This window comes from Lactobacillus nasalidis, from assembly GCF_016587775.1.
Taxonomy (GTDB): domain Bacteria; phylum Bacillota; class Bacilli; order Lactobacillales; family Lactobacillaceae; genus Lactobacillus; species Lactobacillus nasalidis.
The window spans coordinates 1-367 of sequence record NZ_BOCG01000208.1; the positions used below are offsets into that span (position 1 = coordinate 1).

The 367-nt window shown below is 63.5% G+C and carries 1 pseudogene; it reads right to left on the bottom strand.

The features are described 5' to 3' along the window. Nucleotides 1-367 (bottom strand): annotated as a pseudogene (locus lacNas_RS03545) (DNA/RNA helicase); the annotation flags it as partial.

The following is a 367-nucleotide window of genomic DNA, read 5'->3' on the forward strand; positions in this document are numbered from 1 at the left end:
GCTGGCTGATGGCCGCGAAATACTGGGGCATTTGCGCGGTCCGCGGCAAAAAGACCAGCAGCGGGTGGCCGCTGGCGGCCGCGGCCTTGATCCGCCGGGCCAGCTTCGGATGCAGGCGGCCTTTTTTCAAAAAAGGCCGCGCGTACAGGTCCAGGCGCGGCTCAGGCAAGGGATAGCCGTGAAAGCGCCGGTTCAGCTTCACGCAAGCCAGGCGGCCCTGTCTGACCTCTTTGAGCAGGTCTGCCGGCGGCGTCGCCGTCAAATAGACCCGGCTGCCGGACTTTTTAACCGCGTTGGCCGCGGCAAAATGCAGCTGGGGGCTGCCAGCGTAAGGAAAAGAATCGATCTCGTCGATAATCAGCAGGTC